General features: G+C 34.7%; 26 protein-coding genes and 6 pseudogenes. 11 read left to right on the top strand and 21 right to left on the bottom strand.

Annotation, left to right across the window (positions count from 1 at the left end):
• The first annotated feature begins 41 nt into the window (after positions 1-41).
• Positions 42-218 carry a YjcZ family sporulation protein gene (locus tag JCM13188_RS19640; protein ID WP_377329719.1) on the top strand — a complete coding sequence of 59 codons (177 nt, stop codon included), beginning with the start codon at positions 42-44 and terminating at the stop codon, positions 216-218.
• 72 nt (positions 219-290) lie between these two features.
• On the opposite strand, the pseudogene JCM13188_RS14610 reads toward JCM13188_RS19640, so the two are convergent.
• From JCM13188_RS14610 to JCM13188_RS14580, 8 genes and pseudogenes are all read right to left on the bottom strand, one after another.
• Positions 291-1568: pseudogene (locus tag JCM13188_RS14610) on the bottom strand (putative bifunctional diguanylate cyclase/phosphodiesterase); the annotation flags it as partial.
• 110 nt (positions 1569-1678) lie between these two features.
• On the bottom strand, positions 1679-2251 hold the full coding sequence (locus tag JCM13188_RS14600; RefSeq protein WP_054754729.1) for a PAS domain-containing protein: 573 nt from the start codon (positions 2249-2251) through the stop codon (positions 1679-1681).
• Between the two features lie 18 nt (positions 2252-2269).
• The gene (locus JCM13188_RS19635; protein WP_279401931.1) at positions 2270-2701 is read right to left on the bottom strand and encodes a potassium transporter TrkG; all 432 of its coding nucleotides are present in this window, start codon (positions 2699-2701) and stop codon (positions 2270-2272) included.
• Between the two features lie 40 nt (positions 2702-2741).
• Positions 2742-2843 (bottom strand): annotated as a pseudogene (locus tag JCM13188_RS19630) (hypothetical protein); the annotation flags it as partial.
• A gap of 134 nt (positions 2844-2977) precedes the next feature.
• Positions 2978-3643, bottom strand: coding sequence for a potassium transporter TrkG (locus JCM13188_RS19625; protein WP_279401930.1), 666 nt, complete (start codon positions 3641-3643; stop codon positions 2978-2980).
• Positions 3644-3728: 85 nt separating this feature from the next.
• Positions 3729-4154: a YwpF family protein gene (locus JCM13188_RS14590; RefSeq protein ID WP_054754728.1), complete on the bottom strand. Its 426-nt coding sequence runs from the start codon at positions 4152-4154 to the stop codon at positions 3729-3731.
• A gap of 212 nt (positions 4155-4366) precedes the next feature.
• Positions 4367-5035, bottom strand: a complete 669-nt coding sequence (locus tag JCM13188_RS14585; RefSeq protein ID WP_054754727.1) for an MFS transporter — start codon at positions 5033-5035, stop codon at positions 4367-4369.
• Positions 5036-5196: 161 nt separating this feature from the next.
• Entirely contained in the window at positions 5197-5763 is a 567-nt protein-coding gene (locus JCM13188_RS14580) for an MFS transporter (protein WP_054754726.1), read from the bottom strand.
• A 186-nt stretch (positions 5764-5949) separates the two neighbouring features.
• On the opposite strand from JCM13188_RS14580, the gene JCM13188_RS14575 reads away from it, so the two are divergent.
• A complete protein-coding gene (locus JCM13188_RS14575) occupies positions 5950-6243 on the top strand; it encodes a hypothetical protein (RefSeq protein WP_054754725.1) in 294 nt (97 codons plus the stop codon).
• 141 nt (positions 6244-6384) lie between these two features.
• Entirely contained in the window at positions 6385-7401 is a 1017-nt protein-coding gene (locus JCM13188_RS14570; protein ID WP_279401929.1) for a methyl-accepting chemotaxis protein, read from the top strand.
• Positions 7402-7455: 54 nt separating this feature from the next.
• Here JCM13188_RS14570 and JCM13188_RS14565 read toward each other — a convergent pair.
• The 4 genes and pseudogenes from JCM13188_RS14565 to JCM13188_RS21385 all read right to left on the bottom strand — a co-directional run bounded on the left by JCM13188_RS14565 (position 7456) and on the right by JCM13188_RS21385 (position 11561).
• Positions 7456-8936, bottom strand: a pseudogene (locus JCM13188_RS14565) (BCCT family transporter).
• Positions 8936-9094 (bottom strand): hypothetical protein, encoded by a 159-nt coding sequence (locus JCM13188_RS19620; protein ID WP_279401928.1) that lies wholly within the window; start codon positions 9092-9094, stop codon positions 8936-8938. The pseudogene JCM13188_RS14565 and the gene JCM13188_RS19620 overlap by 1 nt, the downstream one beginning before the upstream one ends.
• 94 nt (positions 9095-9188) lie before the next feature.
• Complete coding sequence (locus JCM13188_RS21390; RefSeq protein ID WP_369405073.1) at positions 9189-10646, bottom strand: penicillin acylase family protein; 1458 nt, start codon at positions 10644-10646, stop codon at positions 9189-9191.
• A pseudogene (locus JCM13188_RS21385) lies at positions 10609-11561 on the bottom strand (penicillin acylase family protein). Before JCM13188_RS21385 ends, JCM13188_RS21390 begins: the two are co-directional and overlap by 38 nt.
• A gap of 252 nt (positions 11562-11813) precedes the next feature.
• Between JCM13188_RS21385 and JCM13188_RS14555 the strand changes: the two are divergent.
• Together JCM13188_RS14555 and JCM13188_RS14550 are read left to right on the top strand one after the other, a co-directional pair.
• Positions 11814-12047: a hypothetical protein gene (locus JCM13188_RS14555; RefSeq protein WP_054754723.1), complete on the top strand. Its 234-nt coding sequence runs from the start codon at positions 11814-11816 to the stop codon at positions 12045-12047.
• Between the two features lie 131 nt (positions 12048-12178).
• Positions 12179-12433, top strand: coding sequence for a hypothetical protein (locus JCM13188_RS14550; protein ID WP_054754722.1), 255 nt, complete (start codon positions 12179-12181; stop codon positions 12431-12433).
• Positions 12434-12495: 62 nt separating this feature from the next.
• Here the strand turns inward: JCM13188_RS14550 and JCM13188_RS14545 are convergent, their stop codons facing one another.
• Positions 12496-12969: a glutathione peroxidase gene (locus JCM13188_RS14545; RefSeq protein ID WP_054754721.1), complete on the bottom strand. Its 474-nt coding sequence runs from the start codon at positions 12967-12969 to the stop codon at positions 12496-12498.
• A 246-nt stretch (positions 12970-13215) separates the two neighbouring features.
• Here JCM13188_RS14545 and JCM13188_RS19615 point away from each other — a divergent pair, with 246 nt between their 5' ends.
• Entirely contained in the window at positions 13216-13359 is a 144-nt protein-coding gene (locus tag JCM13188_RS19615; RefSeq protein ID WP_279401927.1) for a hypothetical protein, read from the top strand.
• Positions 13360-13414: 55 nt separating this feature from the next.
• Here the strand turns inward: JCM13188_RS19615 and JCM13188_RS14540 are convergent, their stop codons facing one another.
• Positions 13415-14023 carry a PepSY domain-containing protein gene (locus JCM13188_RS14540; protein WP_054754720.1) on the bottom strand — a complete coding sequence of 203 codons (609 nt, stop codon included), beginning with the start codon at positions 14021-14023 and terminating at the stop codon, positions 13415-13417.
• Positions 14024-14516: 493 nt separating this feature from the next.
• Here JCM13188_RS14540 and JCM13188_RS21380 point away from each other — a divergent pair, with 493 nt between their 5' ends.
• The 4 genes from JCM13188_RS21380 to JCM13188_RS19600 are packed head-to-tail and all read left to right on the top strand — an operon-like array spanning position 14517 to position 15791.
• The gene (locus JCM13188_RS21380; RefSeq protein ID WP_369405070.1) at positions 14517-14825 is read left to right on the top strand and encodes a helix-turn-helix domain-containing protein; all 309 of its coding nucleotides are present in this window, start codon (positions 14517-14519) and stop codon (positions 14823-14825) included.
• On the top strand, positions 14759-14962 hold the full coding sequence (locus JCM13188_RS19610; protein WP_279401926.1) for a transposase: 204 nt from the start codon (positions 14759-14761) through the stop codon (positions 14960-14962). The genes JCM13188_RS21380 and JCM13188_RS19610 overlap by 67 nt, the downstream gene beginning before the upstream one ends.
• Positions 14926-15303: an IS3 family transposase gene (locus JCM13188_RS19605; RefSeq protein ID WP_279401925.1), complete on the top strand. Its 378-nt coding sequence runs from the start codon at positions 14926-14928 to the stop codon at positions 15301-15303. The genes JCM13188_RS19610 and JCM13188_RS19605 overlap by 37 nt, the downstream gene beginning before the upstream one ends.
• Entirely contained in the window at positions 15273-15791 is a 519-nt protein-coding gene (locus tag JCM13188_RS19600; RefSeq protein ID WP_369405072.1) for an IS3 family transposase, read from the top strand. The genes JCM13188_RS19605 and JCM13188_RS19600 overlap by 31 nt, the downstream gene beginning before the upstream one ends.
• A 54-nt stretch (positions 15792-15845) precedes the next feature.
• Here the strand turns inward: JCM13188_RS19600 and JCM13188_RS14525 are convergent, their stop codons facing one another.
• The 4 genes and pseudogenes from JCM13188_RS14525 to JCM13188_RS14510 form a co-directional block, all read right to left on the bottom strand.
• The gene (locus JCM13188_RS14525; protein ID WP_054754719.1) at positions 15846-16682 is read right to left on the bottom strand and encodes a PepSY domain-containing protein; all 837 of its coding nucleotides are present in this window, start codon (positions 16680-16682) and stop codon (positions 15846-15848) included.
• Positions 16683-16741: 59 nt separating this feature from the next.
• The gene (locus JCM13188_RS14520; protein ID WP_279401924.1) at positions 16742-17524 is read right to left on the bottom strand and encodes a sensor histidine kinase; all 783 of its coding nucleotides are present in this window, start codon (positions 17522-17524) and stop codon (positions 16742-16744) included.
• Between the two features lie 32 nt (positions 17525-17556).
• The gene (locus tag JCM13188_RS14515) at positions 17557-18033 is read right to left on the bottom strand and encodes a hypothetical protein (RefSeq protein WP_279401923.1); all 477 of its coding nucleotides are present in this window, start codon (positions 18031-18033) and stop codon (positions 17557-17559) included.
• Positions 18034-18084: 51 nt separating this feature from the next.
• Positions 18085-18787, bottom strand: a pseudogene (locus JCM13188_RS14510) (response regulator transcription factor).
• Positions 18788-19155: 368 nt separating this feature from the next.
• On the opposite strand from JCM13188_RS14510, the pseudogene JCM13188_RS14505 reads away from it, so the two are divergent.
• A pseudogene (locus JCM13188_RS14505) lies at positions 19156-19559 on the top strand (thiol-disulfide oxidoreductase DCC family protein).
• 336 nt (positions 19560-19895) lie between these two features.
• Here the strand turns inward: JCM13188_RS14505 and JCM13188_RS14495 are convergent.
• From JCM13188_RS14495 to JCM13188_RS14485, 3 genes are all read right to left on the bottom strand, one after another.
• A complete protein-coding gene (locus tag JCM13188_RS14495; protein WP_279401939.1) occupies positions 19896-20273 on the bottom strand; it encodes a CAP domain-containing protein in 378 nt (125 codons plus the stop codon).
• Positions 20274-20479: 206 nt separating this feature from the next.
• The gene (locus JCM13188_RS14490) at positions 20480-20689 is read right to left on the bottom strand and encodes a hypothetical protein (protein ID WP_054754714.1); all 210 of its coding nucleotides are present in this window, start codon (positions 20687-20689) and stop codon (positions 20480-20482) included.
• A gap of 193 nt (positions 20690-20882) precedes the next feature.
• Positions 20883-21605 (bottom strand): Gfo/Idh/MocA family protein, encoded by a 723-nt coding sequence (locus JCM13188_RS14485; protein WP_279401938.1) that lies wholly within the window; start codon positions 21603-21605, stop codon positions 20883-20885.
• Positions 21606-21831: the final 226 nt, after the last annotated feature.

Genomic DNA, 21831 nt, shown 5'->3' with positions numbered 1-21831 from the left:
GATACATATACATAACTGAAAGCGCTTATGGAGGTGATTTCATGTACGGTGGAAACGCTGGTAATTTAGGAAATATGGGCAATATGGGAAACATGGGTAATCTAGGAAATGTAGGCAACGTAGGTAATGTTGGAGGTCACTGTGGATTCAACAATTTTGCGTTAATTGTTGTATTGTTTATCCTACTCATCATTGTAGGAGCAGCATTTTACTGCTAATTATTAATATAACCAAAACACTGACCTTGCTTTTTACTCAAACAAGGTCAGTGTTTTTTTTACAGATCATTGCTATGTTTTACTAAATAACTCTTTCACTTTCGTATCAGGGACAGGCTTACTAAAATAATAGCCTTGGACCTCATCACAATTTTCTTCAATTAGAAAACTAAGGTCTTCTTCATTCTCCACACCTTCTGCAATTACTTTTAAATTTAAGGAGTGCGATAAATGGATAATGGTTTTAACAATTGCGATGTTTTGCTCAGTTTTCTCTTGAATAAATAACCGATCAATCTTTAATTTACTTAACGGGAATTGACTTAAATATTTTAAAGATGAATAACCTGTTCCAAAATCATCTAAAGCCACATTGACCCCTAATTCTTTGAATCCTTTTAACGTTTTCAATGATAAACTTTTCATTTGTCATCGCCATACTCTCAGTAATTTCAATTTCTAAGTACTGGGGCTCTAGTCCAGTTTCGTCTAATATATTAGCTATATTATCTACTAAATCGCGCTGTAGGAACTGTTTAGCCGACAGGTTAACGCTCACCTTTACTTTAGGTAGCCCTAAGTCCTGCCAGATTTTATTTTGTCTACACGCTTCTCTAATCACCCAGTCACCTAGTTCAACAATCAGCCCCGTCTTTTCAGCTAAAGGAATAAACTCCCCTGGAGAAACAATTCCTCTATTAGGGTGGTTCCACCTACATAATGCTTCTAACCCTATAATTTCATTATTCTTTATATTAACTTGCGGCTGGAAATGTAAAACAAAATCTTTATTTTCAAGAGCCCTATGCAATTCCGTTTCTAATGTTAGTCGCTCTTTAAATCCCTCAGTAAACGAACGTTTAAACATTAGAAAATCATTTTTATTTTCTTTCTTAATAAAATTCATGGCTATATCCGCTTGTTTCATTAATTCAGAAGCCGTTTTACCTAATGATGGATACAAACTAATCCCTATACTTACTGAAGTATAAATTTCATACCCATTTACATCCAATGGCTGTTTAAAAATTTGTAGTAGTTTTCAGCAAATTGTGTTGCGTCCTCTTCTTGATTAATATTTCTTTGTAAAATCAAGAATTCATCCCCGGTCATTCTTGCGATAAATATATCTTCAAATAAAAGTTGTTTCAACCTTGAGGCAAATGAAATTAAGAGTTGATCGCCAAACTGATAACCTAGCGTATCATTAATATGTTTAAAGTCATCTAAATCTAGAAAATGGACAGCAATATTTTTTTGTCCTATGTCTGATGCCCTAATTTCATCGTTGAGTACCTTTTGAAAATAATTTCGGTTAGGTAAATCAGTCAATTCATCGTAATAGGCCATAAATTCAATCTGTTTCTCGTTTTCTACTCTCTCTGTAATATTTCTTATGATAGCAACTCTAATTTGGCCCTCTTCTATGTCTAGTGTTTCTGGAACAATTTCAACATAGATCACACTTCCGTCTTTTTTACACCTTTAACTGAATAAGGTTTATTTGCTGTCGATTCGATACTTCTAATCATCTTCTCATGATCTTGGGAAGCAATTAAATCTAATATATTTGTTCCTAATAACTCTTCTCTATTGTATCCAGATAATGAAGCAAACGCTTGATCACAATCAATAATTTGAGCGCCATCATGCATAACAACACCTTCATATGGACCATTTAAAATGTTATTTAAAGAATAAAATATCGCTTCTTTATTAGCTTGTAAACCGCCCTCTTTTAAAATCATACATACATGATCACCTATTTGCATACTTCGAAGTAAAATAAGCTTTTCTGGTTTAACTTTTGTACGAACCATTATTTCTTTTCCGTTGTTTGGAACGATTGATTCTAAATTAAGATATTCTGTGATGAGACTCTTGCTGGTTGTTATATTTAATAAGGAATGTGCTGGGTTATTAGACGCCACGATCCGACCCTCTTTGTTGATGAACAAAACAGCATCTGAAATATGTTCAAATATCCAATCATGGATTGGCTGTAATGTCCTCCCTCTATTCTCTCTAGCCACAATTTGCCCCCTCGATAACTAACCAATGTTAATTTTTTCTTTAGGATATCGATAACTACTTTTTCTTTTCTGCTTATTAAAACTGAATAAAAATGTCAGTAGTCCAATTCTTCCGATAAACATTAAGATCATTAATAATACTTGACTAAACGTTGTTAGCTCAGACGTGACCCCCATAGATAATCCAGTTGTTCCGAATGCTGAACTCACTTCAAATATAATACTTGTTAATGAATAAGGTTCAACTGCAGTTATCACTATAACTGTTGATAAAAACATGATAATAGCTAATAGTGTCACGACTACGGCTTTAAATAAATCCTCTTCTTCAACCTGTCTGCCAAATATTTTGATATGTGTCTGACCTCTTGCGAACGTAAGTATGAAGATAATAACTAATGCAAATGTTGTTGTACGAATACCCCCCACCGACACTACTAGGAGAAGCACCAATGAACATCATACTAGATAGGAATAGTTGAGTCTGTTCTGTAAATTCGTTGACGTTCATTGTAGATAACCCGGCGCTACGTGCTGTCGTTGATTGAAATAAACTTGTAAATATAATCTCATGCCAACTTTTATCAGCCATATAATGATTGAATTCTAATATAATGACGACCAAAAAGAAAAGTCAATAATACAAAATAAGTTAATGTTGTTAGTTTTGTAAAGAGTGAAAAACGTTTAATATTACGTTCTTCTGGCGATATTTTCAGGTATTCTTTAACTTCTATTAATACAGGAAACCCTATTGCTCCTGAAATAATTAATAGAATATGAACAAAACTGAACGAAATAATCATGCCTAAACATATGTAAAGAAGATCCTGTTATATCAAAACCACCATTCGTAACAGCACTGATTGCTGAGAAAAAACCGTGATAATAAGCATCAAGAATAGATTCATAATAATTTAAATAATAAGTCCCTAATATAATAAATCCAATAAATTCTATTGTTAAAATTAAGATCAGCATATCTTTAACAAGCCTAACAATACCAGATATTGATTGTTGGTTCTGGTCGGTCATGATGAGGCGTCGTTCTCTAAAACCTATTTTGCGCCCTAGTATTAACCAAATTAACGTTCCTAGCGCCATGACACCTAGCCCACCTATTTGTAAGGCGATTGCGATAATAATAACTCCAAAGAAACTAAAAGATTCTGCAGTGGAAACGACCGTTAGGCCTGTAACACTCACGGCACTAACAGATGTAAAAAGCACTTCCATAAACGTTAAATTAACACCATCTTTATGAGCCACCGGAAGTGATAAAAAAATGGTTACAAGGGTCACAGCTGCTAAATAATAAAGTGAAATAAGTTGTACAACAGAGAGTTTGTCGAATATTCTTTTAACCCTGATCCCCTTTTGATCTCCATACATAAGATGTTTCTCCTTTATTCGCCACATTTCCTGCTTATAATGACAATTAGCTTAGTATGTTGCGCCGATTGGCCACAATATTTGTCTAGAAAAAGCTTTCCTGATTTTTCTCTTTAAATTTTTTTAGCAAAGAAGCCCCTTGATAACCTGCTTCAATTAATTCCTGTAACATCTGCTCAATTTGCTCACGTTCACGGTTCACCAAATTTCCAATTAGAATGACGTTTATTTCATCTTCAATATCATTAATAGAATTAATTTTTGCAACAATGGTAGCTTTCGGATTCTCAGCCTTAGATATCCTTACTTGAACGACTAATTCACGGTCTTCATCCTTTTTGCTTTGAAAGAAATCCATATAAGATCTTGGAATTAAACACTCAATCAACCATCGATCTTTGTCAATTTCACGGTCAATAATTAATCCTGCAGAAATATCAATTTTTTTGTTCTGTAGTTCATCACCCGATTTCTCCAGAATTTCAATAGAAATTAGACGAAATGTTTTCATGAAAACCTTCCTTTCACAACTTCTCAATTATATAGAGAATAATAGGAAGTTAAAATAATAGTACTGTCTATAATATTATTATTAATTAGCCAAAATCAATACTAATTAGTAAACATAACCAATATATTAAAAACATTGTAAGTGGTAAAAACGAAACAAGCAATAAGTATTAAGTAAATTTTTGTAAATCACAAATAGAACTGAGCCGCCGATTAAGGTGACTCAGTTTTGGTTTGTAATGGTGAATGATGAAAAAATTTAAATACTATAAAGCCAACTAAAATTAACACCATAAATACTATAAACACATTACTGTAAACAGCTCCACTATCTATAACACCAAGTGGATTCAAAGGGTAATCTGGTCTATAGATATCTAACACTTTACCGACTAATGCTCCGCTTAAAGCACCTGAAACGAAATTCAATAAGTTAAATACTCCCATGCCTACGCCCGTTTCTTTCTGACTTAAAATTCCTGCTAATAAATCAGCACCAGAAGATTGAACTAACGGAAAGCACATCATTGGAAATACTAAGCTTAAGCTAAATATGACTGGGTGTGTGCCGACTGTTGTTGAGACGACTAGAAATCCAGTTAGCAACAATAGCAAACTTACCAAGAAGATCATTCTAGAACCTTTTTGGTCTACTAATTGTCCTCCCTTCCTACCGATAAGTGCTGCACTCATCGCACCAGGAAACATAGCTAAACCAATTTGTAATGTCGATAACTCATATACATCTCTAAGCATAATTGGAACGGAAAACATTAGCCCAAATAAACAAGCAACACTAATAAAGCTTACTAATAATGTCACAACATAGTTACTGTTTTTAAAAAGATGTGGTGGAATAAAAGGATCTTTGGCTTTCTTCATTCTAAAAAACGACTAATATAGCCAGTATCATTACGATAAATAAAGTCCAGCTTTGACCGAGTGTAATCCCCATTAGAGACAAAACGATTAAGCTGGCAACTAAGCTTCCACCTATATAATCTAATTTGACATATTTTGTTTTTCGTCTGGTAGATTTGCTCTTAAAATGGTAAAGTTATAATGATAAAAGCTGACGTTAAAAATAAATATTGCCAGCTTAAAAATCCACCAATGACTCCACCTAAAATAGGACCAATCCCTGAAGCGAAGGCCATGACGGATGAAATAATTCCAAGAATTTTACCTCTTTCATTTGGAAAATATCTAATTGGCGCAATAAAAGCAATAGCTGGAATCATTGAACCACCGATCGCTTGAATAACTCTTGCCATTAATACGAATCCGTAATTAGGTGCAATAAATCCTATTAAAGAGCCTAACGAAAACACAATTAACCCAAAAGTGATTAATGTTTTTAGAGCAATTGTATCGGTTAATTTACCATATACTAATGCTCCAACAGCATAAATCATAATATATCCTGTCATTACCCAGCTCACTTCGGATGGTAACAGGCTAAATGCCTCTGCAATATCTGGAATTGCGATGTTAAACATCGTACCGTTCATCACAGAAAACATTAATACGAAACATAAAGAAAATAATAACGCTTTTGGATTTTTGATTTGTGGATTATTCATTTTGTTCCCCTCGCCTTTCATCTTCATTAGCATACCCCCTTCCTAAAGTTCTTGCAATATGAGAGCTTTTAATTTAATAGATAAATTTTGCTAATTTTAGAGAATTTTTATGTTAAAATAGTCTTAGTTTTATTTTTGAATTTTTTGAAAATGTAGGACTTCCTTAACAGAATCCGTCAGGTAAAGTTCTATTAAAAAATTGGAGGGGTGAAAATGGAGCAAGTAGATTTGGCAAAAGAATCGTTATTTAGAAAGAACAAATTGATGCTAATATTTTTAATGATTGTAATGTCCTTAAGTTTAGTTGTTAACACATTACTAGGACAAAAGCCAGTTGTAATAGCAATTATTGGTATTGGTTCAGTTGTCTTAATTTTATTACTGGGTGTTTTATTAAAAACTCAAAAAGGTATGAATGCATATCCATACATAAGTATCTTGGGGCTAGCGACCATTATTGGAGCTATTATTTTAACAGTATCATCTTCAGGTCAAACGTTGCACTGATTTATTTCTTATTAATAAGTACAGCGCTATATTTATCTAAGAGCGTTTTTAGTTTACGGATTTGTATTAAGTCTTGGACTATTAATCGCCTTTATCATGAGGTATGGTCAAGAATTTAATTTCGACTATGGAATTTCAGTATTGTTATTAGTACTAAGTGGAATCGTTCTTTATTGTCAGCAGTTAGTAGCTCAACATATGAATGATAAATTAGAAGATCTTCATGAGCAGAATAAACAAAACTATCTTAAAGAATCTGAACAAAAAGCCCAAATTGAAAGTCAAGCTAAACTAATTCAAGAAAGCATGGCAGAGATTTCTAAACGTTCGCGTGACCACAGACAATCGCTCGATGAAATGAATCTAGCCATTCAAGAAATAGCTAGCGGTACTGAAAATCACTCAAGTTCAATTGGCACAATACATCAACTCGTTAAAGATACATACACCATTGTGAATGACATGACCGAGGAATTAAAGACATTGCATCAATCAACGGTTGATAATGAAACACACGCATCGAATGGTCTGCAAAGTTCAAATAAATTAACTAATCAAATTGAAGAATTAAAAAATAGCCTGCACTCCATGAATTTAACTTTTAATGAGTTAAGTGATAAAGTCGACTCTTCTGTTAAATCTCTGAAAGATATTCAAGACATTACAGATCAAACTAGTTTGCTGGCATTAAATGCATCCATTGAAGCAGCAAGAGCGGGTGAACATGGTAAAGGGTTTGCCGTTGTAGCAGATGAAATTCGTAAATTAGCAGAGCATACCGAACAAACAGCTAAAACCATTTCGACCAATTTACTTAGTATGAAAGAGACAAACCAGAAAACTGAAGATAAACTTCACACTATGACAGATAAATTAGAAGAAAACATTGAAACAGTTAATCAAAACCACTCTATTTTTGAACAATTCCAGACATCGTCCAAAAACCTTCTTGAACAACTTGACCAGTTTGTAAGTAAAGCACAGGTGGCCGATGAAAATACTCAAGCAATCGAAGAAACGATTGATCAATTCACATATTCAGTTGAACAATCATCTGCTTCTATAGAAGAAATAAGTGCATCCATCCAAGAACAAGCTGAGCATAACCATTTGCTTCACAAAGAAATTGAGAAATCGAATGATGCACTACAAAATTAACTCGTCATTAAATAAAAATCCGAAGCTGATATTTCATCGGCTTCGGATTTTAGTTTATTCCTCTTCATCATTTCGTTTTTCTTTTTCCTTAAGCTTCAATCGTCTGTTACGAATACGTTCCCTAATTCTTTTATAATCAAGTACCACTGTCTTAGGTCTAAACTTGTCATCTGCTTTTAAGTCTCCCGTTGACGCTCTCATAAATGACCAAGCGAGCATGAACATAATGAAAATTAATGGGAAACCACCAATGATACTTGCCGTTTGCAGTGTACTGAGTCCACCTAAGAACATTAAAGCCAGAGGTAAGATACATAGGGTGAAGGCCCAAAATAAACGATTCCACCTCTCAGGTTCTCCGTCTTCAACCTCTTTTGGGTAACGGATGCTAGAATGTAGGAACTCGAGTCGAAAGTTGTAGCTAAGAAAAACAACCGACAGTATAACAAATACTACCACCATGAACTTCGCAAAAGGTAGTTGGTTGATAATTGAAATAATCGCAATTGGAGCTCCTTGTTCATTTAATACAGAGACAACATCAAATGCACCTGTTAATTGTAAGTAAAGACCAAAGTTACCCATAATTCCGAAGAATAATAAACAACCTAATGAACCGTAAATAATCGTACCCACAATCACTTGTCTAATCGTACGACCACGAGAAATCCTGGCGATAAACAACCCGACAAACGGTGCATATACTAACCACCAAGCCCAGTAGAAAACTGTCCAGGCTTCCGGGAATCCTGTTTCATTAAATCCACTTACATTCGCAAACGGTTCAGTCCAAGTACTCATGTGAAAGAAATTATCTAATATTAATCCGATACTGTTGGTCGTCGTTTCAGATATAAATAAAGTTGGACCAGTCACAAATACGAATACTAATAAAAACACAGCTAAAGCTAAATTGAAATCACTTAGCCTTTTGATCCCTTCTTTTAAGCCTAAATAGGAACTAATCCCAAAAATCACAGTTACCCCTAATAAGATGATCGTACGTAATAACATCGTATCTTCAAGTCCAGTAATATCAGAAACACCAGCAGTAATTAACGGCGTACCAAGTGCAAGTGTTGTCCCTGCTCCACCTAATAGTCCAAAATAAACAAAACATCGATAATGCGTCCTATGACTGAATCAGATGTGTTACCTAATAAAGGTCTTAACGTTTCACTTATTTTAATGACTGGTGTTTTTCTAACATAAAAGAAATAAGCCATCGGAATTGCCGGTAACGTATAAATCGCCCATGCAATAGGTCCCCAGTGGAAAATACCATAAGTCGAAGCCCACTGAATCGTTTCTAGTTGATTCTCAGAAGGACTGAGTCCAAATGGTGGTCCTTGGTAATAATAAGCCCACTCAATGGTTGCCCAATATAAAATACTAGAACCAATACCAGCACTGAACAGCATGCCTGCCCAAGAAGCTGTCCCAAATTCAGGCTTTTCATCTTTTTCCCCTAGTTTTACATGTCCGTTTTGACTAAATGCTACAAATGCTAAGAAAAAGAAAATGCCTAAACCCATTAATAAATATAAAAACCAAAATTTCCTGAAACAAAATTATTTAACTCATTAACAAACGTCTCGCCTGCTTTAGGATATATAACAAGTGGAATGACGACAGCTAATAATAAAATGAATGACGCTATAAACGTTGGCCAATCAATTAGTTTTCGATTCATCCTGTTCTCTCCTTTTAAAATCTATATTATTAATCTTTGCATTGGGCTTTAATTTATTTATATAGAAAGAAAAAAGCTTTGAGGTAATGTTTATTTACCCCAAAGCTTGGATATATTCCGCTCTTAATATTAATTCTTCTCCTTTATAATCATTGATCTTCGTTAGGTGATAGTCTCCATTGACCCAATCCATGATTTGATCACCATACCATTCACTTCTGTAATGTCCAGCTTGTCCAGGGCCAACGATATGATAAGATTTTTTAAGATTCTCTAAGTCGATAACAAACCGCCAGGAAGCACCGTGATCGACAATACCATCCTCGTCGTAGGATGCTGCCATTACTGTTACACCACTCCCTCCAACAGGCTCAGGCTCTACTGAATTAAAAAATTTATCTAATATTGAAATACTTGATAACGGATGAGCAAAGTACACCTGATGTTCATCTCCCCAGGCCCATGCGTTAAGATCACTTCCGTATGACTCTTTTAAGTTTGCGACAGTTTGATGAAAGGCATCTTTAAATACTTTATTTATACCTCCATTTTTGTCAAACCAAATTGGAGACTCACCGTCATAAGCAGACGAGATGAGGAAATCTAAAGTTTGACCTCGACCTTTAAACATACTATAGATATCATCTGGTATCTCCTCTGAAAATAACTGTTTTTCAATTTGACTTGCAAATTCATGAAAAATTAGTGGCTCTGGGCTTTCTGCTTTATCAAAGTAATTCCATTCTTTCAGCAAATTCAGTGCTGCCATTTCACCCTCAGTTAAATCTTGATTCTCTAACACTCCCACCATAATTGGCACGAGCCACTCTGCTCGTAAATTTTTCTGATCCATTTGGAGTTCTTTCATATCTTCAATGGTTAATGAGTTTTTCTGATCTAGTACTTCATGAATTCGTGTATATCGATAAGGCTGCGCCCAAACATGACTTATATGATAAGGGTACTCATCAGTAATGACTTTATTGTTAGCTGTTGCGATAAAACCTTTTTCAGGGTTGATTAGAGTAGGCAATTTATCATAAGGTATATTTTCAGTTAAATTATTACTTGAGTCCCAACCAGGTAATGGTAAGAGTGCATCTTCTGAATTTTTATACTTTGGAATTTTGCCATTCGCTTTATAAGCAATCGTACCGTCTTTTGATGCAAAGACAAAGTTTTGAGCTGGCGCATGAAAGTATTCTAATCCTTTCTCAAATTCCTCCCAATTTGAAGCACGGTTAATACGTAAGATGGCTGACAGTTCTGTTGTTGGCTCAAGTGCCGTCCAATCGACTGAAAAAGCAGTTGATGGATCAGCATCCGTCTCATTCGCGAATTCAGAAATAATTGGCCCATGGACGGTCTCTAACACTTCAAGTTCAACACTCTCCGAATCTTTTACATGAATCGTTTCACGAATGACATCTGCTTTTACCCATTCATCTTCATATAAAAATTCTTGTGGGTTCTCTTTATTTCTTTTTTCTAGATATAATTGCTGCACATCTGGGTTAACGTTTGTAACCCCCCCATGCGATCTTCTCGTTATGACCTAAAATAACACCTGGAACACCAGCGAAAATAACTCCAGAAACATTATAATCCGCAGATTCAAGGTGAACCTGATACCAAATTGATGGAGTGGCAAGGCCTAAATGGGGGTCGTTTGCTAATAGTGGTTTTCCAGACTCAGTTTTATCACCGCTGACGACCCAGTTATTACTCCCATTAAATTCATGGTTTTTGGTGCATGTACTAAGCTAGAAGTAAGATCTACATATTCTTCATCCGAGATGTTTGTTAGAGCATCTTCAGGGTAGGATGGAAATAGTTCATAAGCTTCATCTTCATTAAAATGATTGATTAAATAGTAGTTGAAAGCTTGTCTTTCCCAGTTTCCTCCTAAATCAAATGCCATGTATTTACCAATTGTCAACGAGTCAACAACCGTCCATTTTTCCATCGAATTAATTCCCATTAATTTAAATTCAACAGGCCATTTATTTTCATTGTTAACTTCTTCGATATAAGCATTCACACCGTCAGCATATGCTTGTAACGCTTCTAAGGCTTCATCATCATACAACGCTAGTGAAGCTTCTGCAGCCCTTCTAAGGCCAAGCGTTCTAAAATATTTATCCTGATTTAAAGCCGCCTCACCCGCTACTTCACTTAACCGTCCTGATGCTTGTCTACGAGACATCTCCATTTGAAACAAACGATCCTGTGCAGTTACATATCCTTGAGCATAAAATAAATCTTCATTAGAACTAGCTGAAATATGAGGCACCCCGGCTTCATCACGAGTAACAGACACATCCTGTTCTAATGCGGTTAACACTTTCTCACCTTCTATTTGTGGTAATGATCGATTGACGTAAGCGTTTGCATAAATTAATAAACCAACAACAATAACTATCAGAACACCTAATAGAATAAGCGACCATTTAATCCAAGGCTTCATTTTCTTTCTATGTACGCGTTCCTCTATTTGATCTTCTCTTACTGTCTCCAATAACCTTCTCCCCCTTTTAAACTTCCATATATTAATTTTACAAAAATTTTGACATTTTTAACAATTTTTGAACATTGCTCTTTTTTATTTCCTAATAAAGTAATCTCGTTTAAAATAGTTATGGGAGAATGATAGTTAGATGGTTTTAAACATTATGAGGTGAGAGATCTTGACGAATAAACAAAAGTAATAACATTTGGGATGGTAGGTCTGTTTGTATTAGGCGTTGTTATATCAATTTTAACTTATCAAGGCTTAACTCCAAATGACGAACAAGTATCCGATATTAAAAAACAAGCTCAAAGTTATATCGAAGAAAACTTCAGCAGTGAGTATAAAATTACTGATTCGTTTTATGATAATGTAGATGTTTATGATACTTTTACTTATGCTGCTGTTGTAGAATCTGATCAAGATGATCGATTTCGTTTTTAGTTTTTGAACATAATGAAACGGATGAACTAACTGACAGCTATGTCGCTGAATCGTTTGAATATGAGCTGGAATCTGTATTAAGGCCAAAGCTAAATGAAGCATTTGGAGAGGATCAACTTCAGGAATTATGGTTGACCTACCCTAAAGACGCTGGCATGCAGTTAGGCATTAATTATAAGCAAGTTCCATCTGTTAAAGAAGTGGATTTAAAACCCATCATTAGGGTGACATTAGACCGTGGTAAAAATGAAGATGATGAGAAAAAACTCAATCAAATTATAGAAGAAGTTCAAAATGAATTAAATATAAGCGGTGGACATGTAACACTAAGCTTTAATGATAATGCGATTATTTTTAAGGACAAAGATATTAGAAAAGAATTCTAATTTAAAAAAAGAAGCGAACAAAGTCAAGAGTTGCTTTGTTCGCTTCTTTTTAATTTAATCCACTACAACAAACCTTTTATATCTTCCTCAATTTTCTCTGGCTTCGTCTGAGGTGAATAACGTTTAACAACTTCACCGTTACGGTTAACGAGAAACTTCGTGAAGTTCCACTTAATTTCACCGCCTAGAAAGCCTTTTTTCTCTTCAGTTAAGTATTTAAACAAATCCGTTTTATTTTCACCTTTAACGTCTACTTTCTTATAGACTGGAAATGTGACCCCATAATTAGTTTGACAATAATTTAAGATCTCATCTTGATTATCAAACTCTTGATTCATAAACTGATCAGAAGGAAAACCTAACACTTTAAATCCGCGATCTTGATAATTTTCATAAAGTTGCTGGAGTCCTTCAAATTGTGGTGTAAACCCGCATTTACTTGCGGTATTAACAATTAACAGTACGTCTCCTCGATGCTCTCCTAACGATTCAAGCTCCCCATCACTCTTCTCAACCTTAACGTCATAAATACTCATCTAATCCCTCTTTTCATTTAGTTTATGTTCACATGAATTACAGTAAAGTTTTCCGTTTTGATGCACGCCATTTAAAAAGCCATTTTCACAATAAACGGGCTTCTTACACATATCACAATGTCCAACTAATTCTTCCATACAATCACCCTTTTATTAAATTGTAGCAAAAATAGGTAAAGCTTTATAATATTATACTTTGACATGCTATAATTACATAAAAACCTCTATATTAAGGGAGGCAAAATTATGGGTATGAAATCGAGAATCTATAAATTTTTAAGAATTTGGAATGATATTGATTCGGTAAGAAAAGGACATGCCGGAAAACGAATTGGAAGACGTGCGGCTGGAAAAGCAACAGGAAAAGTACTTAAAAAACTATTTAAATAGGAGTGGTAAGCACCCTTACCACTCCATCTATATTATCACGCAAAAGCGTGTTAAATTAATCATCTAATTCAATATCTATAATTGCACCTGTATATGCGTCAATCTTAACTCCTGACTCTTTCTCACCCTTCACTTCTACTTCATACACATACTGACCATCATCTTCTTCTAATTCAATGTCTGACACTTTTCCAGATGTTACTTCTAATGCTAGTCTAATAGCTTTTTCTTTACCTATTGGTTCAGTATTTTTCTGACTTTTATTCTCATCGTCTTTTACTTCTACCTGTTCCTCACCATTACTCTTTGACGTGTGGTTCACACCTTCAACTTTTAAGACTTTTCCAGTATAACCATCAATAATGAGTTCGTATTCTTGTTCATCTTTTAAAACCTCAACCTCATAGTAAGCCTTATTGTCACTTCTAGTATCAAGTTCAACATCTTCAATCGAACCATCTACCTTATTAAGTACAATATCTTCTAACTCTTCAACACCAATTAATTTATTTGCATTTACTGTAGCTTGAGATTCCATTTTTCCCTTCACATCCAATTTTTGATTCGAAGTTTTTGAAATTGAATCACTATATGTCACTGCACCAACAGTTCCACCAACGGCAATTGTGCTAGCTAATGCTCCAGCAATCATTTTTCGTTTCATCAGAGAATCCCTCCTAATGTTGATCTATTTCCACTATATCTTTAAATTCTGAGAAAACTTAGAAGAGAAAATTAGAAAACGATTAGAATTTATTGAATTTTGGATGTGTAAAACAAAAATTTGTATCCCTTTGGTTTGTTTAACCTGCTATGTGCAGGTTCTTAAAAAGAATAAATACCTCCTAGTGAATTGTAAGAGGAATTTATGTGTTAAATTATATAGAATCCGTAATTCTTTGGGTGTTAGTTTAAATCCTATGGGTGTTTAACAAAACAGTCGTTTTATAAAAATCTCTTAAGTCAACATAAAAAACAGTGACCGAATGGTACTGCACCCCAAAAGTTAGAGTAAAAAATCTCTTTTGGGGTGTTTTGTATGGCAAAATATAATTTCGAATTCAAGTTAAAAATCGTGAAAGAATATCTAGAAGGTCCGTTGGGTTGTGGTTTGTTAGCTAAAAAAATACGACATTTCGGATAAGGAACAAATTAGAATGTGGGTAAAATCTTATAAGTCATTTGGTGAAGGTGGTTTACGTAGAAAGCGCTCTAAAACGGTTTACTCTGTTCAATTCAAGCTGGATGTATTAAACTTTAAAAGACAAACGGGCGCTTCTTATAAAGATACTGCAATAGAATTTAAGCTGAATAATCCTTCTCTAATTGCGAACTGGAAGAGGTCGTTTCTTAACGAAGGGATAGAAGGGCTCAAAGAAAACCGAAAGGACGGGCTCCTATGTCTGAGAAAAGTAAATCGAAACAGTCCAAACAAGAAAAGGCAATGTCTCGCGAGGAACAATTAGAACATGAAAATGAACTTCTTCGTTTAGAAAATGCATACTTAAAAAAGTTAAAAGCTTTTCAGGAGAACCCGAATGCCTACCTCGAAAAGCACAAACAGTCTTGGCATTCGAACTCAAAGAAGAAGGGTTCAAATTAAAAGACGTGTTAGCAGTAATAGGCATACCAGAAGCAACTTATCATTATCACATTTGTCAATTGAAGAAAGAAGATCCTGATAAAGAACTGAAGGAAATCATTAGTGAATTGTTTCAAAAACATGGAAAGAGATATGGTTATCGTCGTATTCATTTAGAATTAAGAGCGAAAGGCTATCAAATAAATCATAAGAAAGTACAACGCCTCATGAGAGAGCTCGGTTTAAAGTGTGAAAAGTTCACACGTAAATCTCGTTACAAGTCTTATAAAGGAACCGTCGGTAAGGTAGCGAAAAATCGTTTAAATCGTAGATTAATACGTCTATACCTCTACAAAAACTAGTTACAGACGTTACTGAATTTAAATGTGCTAGAAATGAGAAACTTTATTTGAGTCCAATTTTAGATTTATATAATGGCGAAATCATTTCTTACGGTATGTCTAGGAAACCAACATTAGATTTTGTGCTTCAACCACTTAATCAAACAATAGATATTATCAATAATAAAGCAACGTATCGAACGACCATCCATTCAGATCAAGGATGGCATTACCAACATAGAAAATGGATCAATACATTGAAGACAAACAGGATTTTTCAAAGTATGTCTAGAAAAGCGACATGTGCAGATAATGCCACAATGGAGAATTTCTTTGGAATTATGAAACAAGAAATGTATTACGGCGAGGCATTAATGTCTTATGATGAACTAAACAAAAAAAAAATTGATGAATTCATTTATTATTACAATAACGAACGAATTAAATTAAAATTGGCTGGTTTAAGTCCAGTTAAATACCGAACTCAAACCAGCCAAACAGCTGTATAATTAAAACTCTAACTTTTGGGGGTCGACCACCAATCGATCACTGTTTAATCTCCTTCATCTTCCTTCTCTTTTTTTTTTATTCTTTTGCTCTTCCCAAATAACAAGGGTATCTCCATTTAAGGCATTAATTCTAACGGTTACATCTTGTTCGTCTTCAGTTTCAATTTCAATTAGATAATATAAGTTTCCATTAATCTCTGTATATTCAATATCATCGATGTTACCTTTTTGCTTATTCATGGCGATATTGACCGCATCGTCTTCTGTAATGGGAGTCTGTTTTTTTAACTCAAGTTGTTCATCAATTACTTGACCATTTTCAGCATCAATCTTCAGATTTATAAATTCATTGTCTGCCTCGAGTTCTACAGTGTAAAAAGGGTCTTTGTCATCTAAAAACTCAACAGAAAGTACTTCGCCAGAATAATTACCTTGTACTTGATTTAAAATCTCATCTTTTGTTAGATAGCTCTTGACGGGTTCATCTGATTTCTTAGGATCTTCGGCTTGATCTGAATCTTCCTCAGGATTATCAGTGTTTTTCCCCTGCTCACTTACACCTTGCTCATCTTTGTTGTCCGTGTTTTGTGTTGTTGTTTCTTCGTTTGATTCAGATTTGGATTCAAATTTTAAATCATCTAGTTCTCCACTTTGTTTATCGACATAAACTATATATGAACCTGACGGCAAACCAACCTTCACAGAGTAATGACTCGAATCCTCATTAACTTCCTGTATTTCACCTGAATAAGCATTTAATACGATTTGCTCTGCTTCTTCTTGTGATATTTGTTCCGCGGATGTCGTCCCAAATAAGAATTGTTGCGCTAAAACAAATACCACAACAGTGATGATCGCGCCTCCTAACATCCAGATGATTCGTTCTATCATGTTAATCCATCCTTAAACTTCTTTAATATATAGTTATGATACACATATAACATTAAAATTTAATGAGAACTCAATGAGTTTAGCCTTAGAATCACTCTAGTTCCCTTATTTTCCTCACTATCTAGATCAATTTTGATACTTAACGACTCTGCTAATTCTTTAGCTAAAGCAAGACCTAAACCTGTGCCACCTTGATCACGGTTTCGCGCCTCATCTACTCTGTAAAATCGATCAAACACTTGATCGATTGAATCTTTCGGAATACCAATGCCCTGGTCAATGATTTCGATCGTTGGTCCTTCACTTAGTTTAATTAACACTGGCACATCACTATATTTACAAGCATTATCAACAAATATATAGATCAGCTGCTTCAATTTTTGCTCATCCGTATAAAGTGTAACTGAATGAGGATAATCAACGTCCACCTTGCTGTTGTATGCTCTCTCCATATTTTTAGCTATATTTTCCAACAGTTGCCCAAGCTGAATGTTAGAAAGCTCTAATTTCCAATCCTGGTCACGTCTAGCTAAAAGTAATAATTGTTCAGTTAAATCCTTCATTCTTACAGCTTCTGTATGAATCGCATCTATAGACTCTTTAACCACTTCGGGTCTCTCAAGCCCTCTTCTTTTTACTAAACTTGCATAACTTTCAATTACTGTTAATGGCGTCCTAAGTTCATGAGATGCATTCGAGACAAAAGCTTCTTGTTTCTCATAGTTTTCTTTTAATAAGTCCATTAATTCATTAAAAGTTTGCCCCATTGTAAACAGTTCATCATTTGATTGTTTATTTAATGGAATATGTTTAAATGTTTGGCTTCTTTTAATGTCATTCATTGTTTGAATCAAGGATTGAATGGGTCTAATTATTAAGTCTGAAAGCAATTTCCCTGAGATAAAACCGGTATTAACGCAATCGCTGTCACTAACATTAATACAAGCCTTAAAATATCTAAATTATCATCAACTGTCTTTAAGCTTTCAAATACTTGTAAATAAACCACTTCACCATTCGTCCAAATCATTGGGAATTGAACAAACCCATAGGAAATACCTGAATGAGTTAAAATGGAAGACTGTCTACCTCGTTCAAAACCAACATTAAATTTCCTAAGACTGTTTGGGACGTCTCCTGAAATGATCGATGATGTCATAAACTGTCCATCTTGATTAACAACCCTTAACATTCCATCATTGGGAACATAAAAACTCATTAAATCAATCGCTGAGTATTCATCAGTCTCTTCTCTTATGCCTGAATGAATACTTTTAGCATTGGATTCCACACGTTCTAACTCTCGATCATACGTGATATTAACGAATGTATAATAAATGGTAACTGACAATACTACGATTAGAATGACAAATACAAATGTCGAATAAAAAGATTTTATTTTTTAGTTTTCATAAGCATCCTTCATAACATAACCGACGCCGCGAACCGTATGAATGATATCTGGGTCTTGATCGGAGTCGATTTTTTTTTCGTAAGTACCTAACGTAAACATCTACCACATTAGTATCACCTATATAATCGAAACCCCAGACAGCATCTAATATTTGATCACGAGTGAGTACTTGGCGTTTATGGTTAAGAAAATATACTAAGAGATCAAATTCTCTTGGCGTAAGTTCAATAAACCTTTCTCCACGATAGACCTCTCTTGTTACTTCATTCAATCTTAAATCATCAAAACTAAGCCACTCGTCATCTTCAACTTCGTAATTTGTTTGTACCTGTCTTAAAGCCGCCCTAATGCGTGCTAATAACTCTTCAATTTCAAATGGTTTAGTTATATAGTCGTTAGCTCCTAAATCTAAACCTGTTACTTTATCTTCCGTCGACCCTTTTGCTGTCAGCATAAGAACAGGGGTTTGGTGATCATTTTTCCGAATGCGTCTGAGAAGTTCAACCCCGCTCATTTCTGGAAGCATAATATCTAATAAAATTAAATCCCAACTTTGTGAACGATATAATTCTAAAGCATCATAGCCAGAATGTGCTTTAGTAACACTATACCCTTCATAAGTTAATTCTAACTCTAGAACCCGTGCAATTTTTTCTTCATCTTCTATAACTAAAATTTTTGTGTCTGACATCCAAACACCTCTTTCAAGTCTCACGTCTAAATATTCACTCAAATGTATGATACCATATATCTAGAGAGGAGTGGGAATATGGCCAATTGCCCTTACTGTGGTGAAAAATTATCATATAAACGACTATTACCCATTTCATGGAAATCTAGAACAGGAGTGGAATGTCCTAACTGTCATCAAACTTCTTATAATTCAGCCGATATGAGGAAAAAAGTACATTAATCGTGCTTATTATTCCTTTGTTATTAATTATAAAAGATTTATTTAATATAGCATTTCCATTTATGTACGGTATTTTCTTTATGTTAATTGTAGGATTTATCTTAGCATTACCATTGTTTGTTAAGTTAACAAAAGGAAGAACCATTATGGTAAATGAACAAGGCACTATTTTATTCGATGGTGTTTGTAATTTATGTAATGGTCTTGTTCAAATCATTTTAAAACGAGATCGTCATAATCGATTTCAATTTGCTTCGTTACAAAGTGATGCGGGAAGAGACATCCTAGAGCGGTATAAACTAAAAACGACTTAGATACCTTTGTTTACATTAAAGGTAATAAAGCTTATACCAAATCCTCTGCAGCCTTAAAAGTGTTTAAGGATTTAGGTGGCTTATGGAGGCTTTTATATACTTTAATAATCCTGCCTAACTTCTTAAGAGACCCTGTTTATAATTGGATTGCTCGAAATCGGTATAAATGGTTTGGAAAACAGGATCATTGTATGATGCCAAGGCCAGAATACAAAGAGAAATTTTTTTTAGATTAAAACAAAACGAGGGTGGGACAAAAGAAAAATAGCTTTTCAATAAACGAATATTGAGTGTAATTAGCGTAGTCAAAATGCAAGACTCCTGGTCGGCTAAGGTCGGCCACGTCCTGTGGCCAACGCCGACACTAGATCGTCCAGATCGTCGCAGAACAGCACGAGCTGAAAATCACGCAAAACGAACGGGAGTGAGTTTGGGGAAGCCCGCGCCGTGCCTGCGGAAAGCGAAGCATTTTGACGCAGCTAAAAATGAAGACGAATATTAGGGATTGATCTCTCCTCTAATATTCGTCTTCTTCTAGATTAATACATATTTTGTCCCAGCCTCGCTTCATTTTATTTTGCAATAAATAATTGCGTCCAGTATGGCGACATATTACCACTTGGTTCATACCCAATACCAATGTGCGTGAACGAATCATTTAAAATATTTTTACGGTGTCCTTCACTATTCATCCACTGTTTCACAACTTCTTCAGCAGATTTCTGCCCTGCTGCAATATTCTCACCAGCAGCTGTATAATTAACACCAAATTGTTCTAACATATCAAATGGTGAACCATACGTTGGCGACGTGTGACTGAAATAACCATTATCAGCCATGTCAACAGATTTTGCTTGTGCCGCTTCATTAACTTTTCCAGCAATTTCTAGAGGATCTAGACCCTGCTTTTCTCGTTCTTTGTTCGTCAAATCAACGACTTGCTGTACAATTTGTCTTACATCGGTAGGCTGTTGACCCTGGTTATTTTGCGCATTTTGCCCATTTTGATTTTGCTGGCCTTGTTGTGCTTGCTGTCCCTGTTGATTCTGCTGGCCTTGTTGTTGTCGATCTTCAGTTGTTTGACCACGATTATCATTTTCAGTTTCATTATTACGATGATTAAAATTAAAACCACGATCAGACTCATAAGGGAAATTTACATTACCGTCATTATTACCATCAAAAACGGAAAATCATTACGATCTCTTCCCTGTGTTCCATATTGATTTTGATCACCTTGATTATTATTACCAGGGCCAAAACCCACTTGTTCAAGATTGTCATTATTATTGTTTGGATCTACACTTTGATCGTTGTTATTACAGCCAGTTAATATCCCAGCAAATAGTATTAAAACAAAAACCATTTTATGTGATGTTTCATGTTTAACCTCCTTTTTATTTTATCAATTTTAGTTTAAATCGGAGGCAAAATATGCTCCCAATAAAAGGGAGCATTGGTATTAACCATGTAAAATTTCTTCCAAAACTTTTTGTACTTGATAACCTTCTTCAAAAGAAATTAATTGATATTCTTTACCATCTAATGCATTTGCTAGTTCATCTAATAGTGAAAGTTGTTGATTGGCTTCTTTTTTTTACTTTCTCTTTATCATGATCTTTTGTACGTAAAATCAATTCACGCCAATTTCTCAGTTCCAAAACGGCTTTAGAACCAAATATTTTATATGACATGTGTTCTTTTTGACCAATATTGCTAAGTCCATTAAATAGAACAGGTACGTCATTTATATTTAATTTTACTACAAAACCATTTTCTGATTTTAACGAATCATGTGGGTAGTCTACAAATGAGTGCTCAAGTTCAGGCAATCCCACTAATCTTGATGTGAGATGTAAATAATGAGGTCCAATTTCTCTTATAAATCCGCCTTGCTCTCTTGTACCAATCCAGCTGTTTTGTTGCCAAGCTCTAGGCCATTCTGGAAAGTACATATGAAATTCAACTCGTTTAATTTCACCTAAGACTTGTCTTTCAACCATGCTTTTCATCATTGAAAACTCATCCTGATACGGAAGAGGAAAGTTCATAGCATTAATAACGCCTTTATTTTCTGCTGCTTCATACATTTCATAAGCTTCTTCCGTGCTATTCGCGAGTGGCTTTTCACACAAGATATGCTTACCATACGAAATAATATTTAAAGCAATTGGATGGTGAAGTTTTGGCGGTACAGCTAAATAAATTAAATCGATTTGATCATTTTTTAGAAGGTCACTGTGCGATTGATAAACTTCTCTTTCTCCATATTTCTCCTGAATTTGTTTTAAACGATCCGAGTTTGGTTCGCAGTAAGCGACAACTTCAAAACGGGGGATGTACTATAAACTGTTTAAGGATCCGTTCTCCAACGACGCCTAATCCAATGATTCCTACTTTAAATGTTTGGTCCATATCGTATTCACCTGCTACTTTTTTCTTTTATTATGGCATACTTGATCTCGATTTGTGTATACTTTAAAAATATAATAATTGCGCGATTTGGTT

The organism is Piscibacillus salipiscarius JCM 13188 (assembly GCF_001311865.1).
Classification (GTDB): Bacteria; Bacillota; Bacilli; order Bacillales; family Alkalibacillaceae; genus Piscibacillus; species Piscibacillus salipiscarius.
The sequence above is the reverse complement of the archived record's forward strand: the minus strand, read 5'-3'. Positions and strand labels throughout refer to the sequence as shown.

What these genes read in the sequence shown, in the direction of transcription:
- JCM13188_RS19620 (WP_279401928.1), bottom strand. Translation starts at nt 9,094, where the DNA reads ATGAATCGAAAACTAATTGATTGGCCAACGTTTATAGCGTCATTCATT.
- JCM13188_RS14590 (WP_054754728.1), bottom strand. Translation starts at nt 4,154, where the DNA reads ATGAAAACATTTCGTCTAATTTCTATTGAAATTCTGGAGAAATCGGGT.
- JCM13188_RS19640 (WP_377329719.1), top strand. Translation starts at nt 42, where the DNA reads ATGTACGGTGGAAACGCTGGTAATTTAGGAAATATGGGCAATATGGGA.
- JCM13188_RS14580 (WP_054754726.1), bottom strand. Translation starts at nt 5,763, where the DNA reads ATGAAGATGAAAGGCGAGGGGAACAAAATGAATAATCCACAAATCAAA.
- JCM13188_RS14555 (WP_054754723.1), top strand. Translation starts at nt 11,814, where the DNA reads ATGGTAGGTCTGTTTGTATTAGGCGTTGTTATATCAATTTTAACTTAT.
- JCM13188_RS19615 (WP_279401927.1), top strand. Translation starts at nt 13,216, where the DNA reads ATGGGTATGAAATCGAGAATCTATAAATTTTTAAGAATTTGGAATGAT.
- JCM13188_RS14585 (WP_054754727.1), bottom strand. Translation starts at nt 5,035, where the DNA reads ATGAAGAAAGCCAAAGATCCTTTTATTCCACCACATCTTTTTAAAAAC.
- JCM13188_RS14540 (WP_054754720.1), bottom strand. Translation starts at nt 14,023, where the DNA reads ATGAAACGAAAAATGATTGCTGGAGCATTAGCTAGCACAATTGCCGTT.
- JCM13188_RS19610 (WP_279401926.1), top strand. Translation starts at nt 14,759, where the DNA reads ATGTCTGAGAAAAGTAAATCGAAACAGTCCAAACAAGAAAAGGCAATG.
- JCM13188_RS14525 (WP_054754719.1), bottom strand. Translation starts at nt 16,682, where the DNA reads ATGATAGAACGAATCATCTGGATGTTAGGAGGCGCGATCATCACTGTT.
- JCM13188_RS21380 (WP_369405070.1), top strand. Translation starts at nt 14,517, where the DNA reads ATGTGGGTAAAATCTTATAAGTCATTTGGTGAAGGTGGTTTACGTAGA.
- JCM13188_RS19625 (WP_279401930.1), bottom strand. Translation starts at nt 3,643, where the DNA reads ATGTATGGAGATCAAAAGGGGATCAGGGTTAAAAGAATATTCGACAAA.
- JCM13188_RS14520 (WP_279401924.1), bottom strand. Translation starts at nt 17,524, where the DNA reads ATGAATGACATTAAAAGAAGCCAAACATTTAAACATATTCCATTAAAT.
- JCM13188_RS14490 (WP_054754714.1), bottom strand. Translation starts at nt 20,689, where the DNA reads ATGGTTTTTGTTTTAATACTATTTGCTGGGATATTAACTGGCTGTAAT.
- JCM13188_RS14545 (WP_054754721.1), bottom strand. Translation starts at nt 12,969, where the DNA reads ATGAGTATTTATGACGTTAAGGTTGAGAAGAGTGATGGGGAGCTTGAA.
- JCM13188_RS14575 (WP_054754725.1), top strand. Translation starts at nt 5,950, where the DNA reads ATGGAGCAAGTAGATTTGGCAAAAGAATCGTTATTTAGAAAGAACAAA.